Source organism: Chromatiaceae bacterium (assembly GCA_016714645.1).
In the GTDB taxonomy this organism is placed as follows: domain Bacteria; phylum Pseudomonadota; class Gammaproteobacteria; order Chromatiales; family Chromatiaceae; genus M0108.
In genome coordinates this window covers 1-4,743 of record JADKCI010000010.1, presented here as the reverse complement: position 1 = coordinate 4,743, position 4,743 = coordinate 1, and the positions used below count along the sequence as shown (strand labels likewise).

The window sequence follows — 4,743 nt, the reverse complement described above, 5'->3', positions numbered from 1 at the left end:
CGTTGAGTAGAGCGGCCAGATTGCTCTGGCCACCCCCTCACAGAACCCATCGTGCCGATTTCCAGCAATGGGCTCTTCAAACAGTGATTCACAACAGCGCCATCGCATTGAGATGACTGTACGACAGTCTCACTTTCGGCGCTCGGATTTTGAAGTAACGTAATAACCTCCTGTACTTCTCCCAGCTCACTTTCCCCTTCTGACTTCTGGAGCTCAGCATCTTGCGCCAGTACTTCTCGGCGAAGTAGTGAATTCCTCTTAAGGCGGCAAAATTTCCCGCGATGCCATAATAGTTAAAGTGACCGGTCAGGAACGAATTTATCCTGCGGATCTGAGTGCTCAGAGGAAGGTGACGAATTTCCCGGAGTAACCCTTTTAGGGTGAGAAACCCCCGCCTGAGGCGCGACTTCTCCGTTTTCATACCCACCTTGAATCGTCCATTTTTGGTTTTACTACAGAAAAAGGTAAATCCAAGGAAGTAGATTGTTTCCGGTTTTTCCCCTTGAGCTAGTGCATTTTCCTGGGCGAATCTTCCAAATGCTACCAGTCGAGTCTTGCTCGGTTCCAGTGACAGAGCGAATTTGCTCAACCGCTTCACTAGCGCCTTTTCAAATCGCTGTGCGTCTGCTTTATACTGAAAACACAGCACAAAATCATCCACGTAGCGAATGTAGTAGACCTCACCTGTCATTCTTGGTTTCACCACCTTTTCGATCCACAAATCCAGTACGTAGTGAAGGTAAATATTACTGATTAACACACTAATTGGCCCGCCTTGCGGTGTGCCTTGCTCAGTGCTGTACCATTGACCTTCCTCAATGATCCCTGCCTTTAGCCACCGTTTTATCAGCGACATTATCCTGGGATCTCCGACACGTTCTGATACGAAGCGCTCTACCCATCCATGGTCGAGACTGCCAAAGAAATTCTTCAAGTCAGCTTCATACACCCAATTGACTTTGCGACTGGCCGTGGCTTTGCAAAACGTTGCCACCGCCTGATGCGCGCTACACCCTTTTCGCCCTCCCATGGAACAATCCAGAAAGTCTTGTTCGTAAAGGGCTCCGAGCACTTTCGCTACCGCACCTTGCAAGCACCGATCGGTTACTGAAGGTACACCCAATGGCCTTTTCTCCTGTTTACCCGGCTTGGGAATGTAGACCCGCCGCACGGGCGGGGGCCTGTACCCTTGACGGTACATAGAGTCAATTATTTCGGGTGCCCATTGCTGGATGCTCTCTTTGGCCTGGCTTACCGTCATCTGATCCACCCCAGTTCCCGAGTTGTTCGCCATTGCCATCAGGCATTGGCTCAATAACGCCGGTGTAATGTGATGTGCCAGCGAGGTAAACCGTAACTTCTTATCTTCCCGCGCTTTCGTTGCTATTCTCTCAAGTCCTGTTGTCATGACAGGTTATTTCCCTTGCGTTGTATCAAGGACCCACCCTCCATTGAATGAGGGTCATGTCTCCCTTGAAAGAGTCTCTGTTTGCTGACCGCTTCCCCGTGTGTCTGGCTTTCCCAGACTCAGAGTACTATCAGTCAGTCCGACTCCCGCATTAGCATCCTCCCCGCCTTGCTTTTCAGGGCTTGTTGAAGAGTACACTTCCCAGTGAGCCTTTGCGGGCCTCCCGCGTTCGCACGTTATCTCTTTCATTAGCATGCTACAGGTACAAGTCCCGGAGATCCTTGCATTTCTCACCCTGACGAAATGTTCGTATCGCATTCCCCTCCGTCACATGAGGGTCTGCAATCTCACTAACCGAAATACGGGCGGAATTAACCTCCCTCCTTTTTCGCTGCCGCCTCCCCCCCCTCTCCCCGCTTCACCCCCCTCGCCCCCGCAGTCCCCTCCAGCCCCCCCCCCCCCCCAGCCGGGGCAGCCGGGGCCGCTGGGGGTGGCCCGGCCCAGGGGGTTCAATTTCAAATAACTTGAGCTGGGGCGCCTCGGCGGCTTCGGCAAGCAAGTGTGCTTTCCGGCAATTATCGCTTTAGCATGCCAGTCCTCACCCACACCACAAGAGGACAGCCTGGCCATGACATCCACCGCAGAACAGCAAGCCCAACAACAACTGGACGAACTCTCTTCGAGCTTCGCCGCCTGGCGTGCCGGCAAGAAACACAATAAAGAGAAAATCCCCCTGGATCTGCTGGTTCAGGCCCGGCAGCTAAGCGGCGCGCTCAACACGGCAACCGTGTGCAAACGACTCGGTATCTCCTGGGAAGTCATGCGGCGTGTCGAGGGTGGTTCGACCGCCCCGGTAGCGGCGCCGGTCTTTGCCGAACTCCAGCTGCCTCATCCAGGCTATCCGCCCGCTCTGCGCGTGGAGATCCACACGGCCAGCGGTGCGCACATCGTACTGTCGAATCTGGCCGGTTCGCCGTCTGACATTGTCGCCAGATTGTTGGTCTAGTCGCATGCTGACCTTCGCGCCGCAAGCCCGGATCCTGGTCGCCATCGAACCGATTGATTTTCGCAGCGGCATGGATCGCATCGCCCAGATCTGCCGCTCCGTCATGGGCGAGAACCCCCTGGGCGGCGCGGTGTTCGTGTTCCGCAACCGTCGTCGCACCGCCATTCGCCTTCTCATGCATGATGGTCAGGGTTTCTGGTTATGCCAAAAACGGTTGTCAACCGGGAAGCTGACGTGGTGGCCGTCGTCGTCACGACCGCATCAGACCCTGGTGGCGCGCGAGCTGCAGGTCTTGCTGTGGAACGGCAATCCGGCTCAGGCGGCCATGGCGGCTGACTGGCGAGTGATGGCTTGTGACAGCGCCGCGTGATAGTTCCACGGCAACCAGTCAGCGGGGGCTCGCCACACGGCAGCTTCATGTTCCTGCAGCACGGTCAGGTAGTGGAGAACGTTGGCGAGGTTCAGCTGCGCGGTGGCGATCACGCTCATCAGAGTGCTGAGATAGGCCGCACTGTACGCGGTGCCGAAGAACAGGCTGTTCTTGCGGTATTTTATGACGATTTTGAGCAGCCTTTCGCAAACGTTGTTATCTATCGGGGCTCCGGCTCGGCGTAGAAACAGCGTGAGCTCCGGCCAGTGGTTCAGCACATAGCGCAGCTCCGCGCCCAGGGCACCGTTCGGTTCGTATTCCCCGACGGCATCTGTCACGACCTGGTGCAGGCGGCTCATCAGCGGTGCGCTGTGGCATTGGTGATACGCCAGCCGTGCGTTGTCGTCGAGGGCGAGCTCCACACAGTGGGCTTCATGCTCATACACTTGGCCATATAAGTCCATGACCGCTCCGCACACCTCGGGAAACAGCGCGGCGATGGAACGAAAGCGCCGAAAGGCATGGGCGTTGCATTTGGCGTTGATGGCCGCGACCCGGTGCTTGCGGTTGGCGCTGAGGGCGTCGGCCATCCGGGTAATTGGCTCAGCGGCTTCCCGCTGCTGCATCAGGTCGTCGAAGTTTTCCCCGGCATGCTGTCGACCGGACATGAACAATACGATCGGGTGCTCACCCCCACTGACAAAGGCGCTGGTGAACATGCCGCGCCGTTCCGGATCCAGTGCCTGGTTCTCTTGCATTAGCGCCAGAATGCGCACCCAGGTGTCATCCTGGCAGAGCAGATCGCCGTTAGCCGCCTGCAGGGACAACTGAATTTCAATGGCATACAGCGGCCCCATCATCGACTCGATCACCTCGCACTGCGTGCTCAACGGCAGCGGCATGCCGAGGTTCTCCTGCAACTGCGCCAGACTGTAGTAGGTGGTGCCCATCCGGCCGTGCAGAATCGCCAGCATGGCCTTGGCCGACGGGGTGTACTTTTCCCGGGTGTCGACCGCCGCCAGTGCTGTAAAGTAGGCACTGCACAGGGCGCAACGCAGGCGCTCCAGTTCATACCGCGTGGCTAACAGCGGCGCCTGTCCGGTGAAGACAATGCGTTGGGCAGGATCCACTGCGTACACTTTTCCTCGCTGGCACTCGGGGCACACGTCGCCGGGCCGGAGGCGATGGGGGCAGTGAACCACCGTGGCGCCAGTGTAGTCAGCAGCCTTCAGGCGGCCGTGCCCCTTGATGGGCTTGCGTGGCTTTTTCGGAACCTCGGGGTTTAACGCGGCATCGGGCGGCGGTTGGTTCGGGTCGGGTGCTTGATCGGTGGCGGCCGGCTTCTCCGCCACGGCTTCGGTGGCGGCAGCACCAGCCGCGGGTTCAGCGACACCGTCGATCGTCCGGCCGCTGCCAAACTGCATTTCCTGCAAACGCAGCAAATGCGCTTGCTGGCGTTCTATTTTCTGCTGCAAGCCATCGAACTCGCTAAACACAAAAAACACCAGGTTGAGCAAGCCTTCGGAGCGCTGTAATGACGCCTCGCTGGCGCCCAGTGCGCGATAGTGTTGAATGTCGGTGAAAAATTCCTGGTAACTCGCGTCCATGACGATGGTTTATCCTGCCTGTGACGGCACGCGATTCTATAGACAAAAAATCAATTATCAATAGCTTACAGGACTTTTCTCAGGATTTTATTATACTTTTCCAGCGCCTTCGACTGCCTCCAGCCGGGCCGCCAATCCCGCAGCCAGCGCCAGGTTGTCAATCTTGCCTTGACCGGCCTGTTCGAGCAGCTGCATGGCTTTGGCATCGGTATTCAACAGCGAGGCCAGCTTGGGCAGAATATCAACCAGTGCCGCTATCTCGGCCGGGTCGCTGTCGGGTGTGAGGACTTTGAACATGGGTCACCTTGAATTGTGTGTGGTGGAAGAGGCGCCGATGTTAACAAAATTGGCA

Annotated in this window: 5 protein-coding genes; 2 read left to right on the top strand and 3 right to left on the bottom strand. The window is 57.1% G+C overall.

What is annotated here, in order from left to right; all coding sequences use genetic code 11:
- Window positions 1-88: 88 nt before the first annotated feature.
- Window positions 89-1,408 (bottom strand): group II intron reverse transcriptase/maturase, encoded by a 1,320-nt coding sequence (ltrA, locus tag IPN92_20895; GenBank protein MBK8640601.1) that lies wholly within the window; start codon window positions 1,406-1,408, stop codon window positions 89-91.
- A 628-nt stretch (window positions 1,409-2,036) separates the two neighbouring features.
- Here ltrA and IPN92_20890 point away from each other — a divergent pair.
- Together IPN92_20890 and tnpB are read left to right on the top strand one after the other, a co-directional pair.
- On the top strand, window positions 2,037-2,414 hold the full coding sequence (locus IPN92_20890) for a hypothetical protein (protein ID MBK8640600.1): 378 nt from the start codon (window positions 2,037-2,039) through the stop codon (window positions 2,412-2,414).
- A gap of 4 nt (window positions 2,415-2,418) precedes the next feature.
- Entirely contained in the window at window positions 2,419-2,784 is a 366-nt protein-coding gene (gene tnpB / locus IPN92_20885; GenBank protein ID MBK8640599.1) for an IS66 family insertion sequence element accessory protein TnpB, read from the top strand.
- On the opposite strand, the gene IPN92_20880 is transcribed toward tnpB, so the two are convergent.
- Both IPN92_20880 and IPN92_20875 read right to left on the bottom strand, forming a co-directional pair.
- The gene (locus tag IPN92_20880; protein MBK8640598.1) at window positions 2,730-4,391 is read right to left on the bottom strand and encodes a transposase; all 1,662 of its coding nucleotides are present in this window, start codon (window positions 4,389-4,391) and stop codon (window positions 2,730-2,732) included. The two genes, tnpB and IPN92_20880, sit on opposite strands and share 55 nt — an antisense overlap.
- Window positions 4,392-4,481: 90 nt before the next feature.
- Window positions 4,482-4,688, bottom strand: a complete 207-nt coding sequence (locus IPN92_20875; protein ID MBK8640597.1) for a hypothetical protein — start codon at window positions 4,686-4,688, stop codon at window positions 4,482-4,484.
- Window positions 4,689-4,743: the final 55 nt, after the last annotated feature.